The 385-nt window shown below is 55.8% G+C and carries 1 protein-coding gene; it reads left to right on the top strand.

All coding sequences use genetic code 11. The features are described from left to right. Nucleotides 1-232 precede the first annotated feature (232 nt). Nucleotides 233-385, top strand: a 153-nt coding sequence (locus SB753_RS35185; RefSeq protein ID WP_410804674.1) for a DUF2917 domain-containing protein, incomplete at its 3' end; no start/stop codon positions are given.

Genomic DNA, 385 nt, shown 5'->3' with positions numbered 1-385 from the left:
ACGATCTGCTCCGTCAGCGGTACGCCGTTGTCTCTATCAAGCTGAATCTCAAGTCGCATGTGCTTTCCTTCCCGGACAAGACGTGCGGTGCGGTTCAGGAGCTCACACACGCCAACTGTTCGGTTTTTCGACTGCACAGTTCCGATGAAACTGTTCGGAACTGTGCATGGGTATCCGATGATCGCACGACAATAATCGATACAACACAAAAGCCCTCTGAAGGAGAACGGCCATGCGTGAAGTGCGGATTTTTGAACTGGAACATGACGAGCCGGTGGCCGCGTGGCGCGTCGCGCGCCCGTCCACTTTCAAGGTGATCTCGGGTGAAATCTGGCTAACGGTCGAAGGTGACCGCGACGACTATTGGCTCGCCACCGGCGAATCG

Source organism: Paraburkholderia sp. SIMBA_053, assembly GCF_046534895.1.
Lineage (GTDB): Bacteria > Pseudomonadota > Gammaproteobacteria > Burkholderiales > Burkholderiaceae > Paraburkholderia > Paraburkholderia caledonica.
Note: the sequence above shows the minus strand (reverse complement) of the source record. Positions and strands in the feature narration are given on the sequence as shown.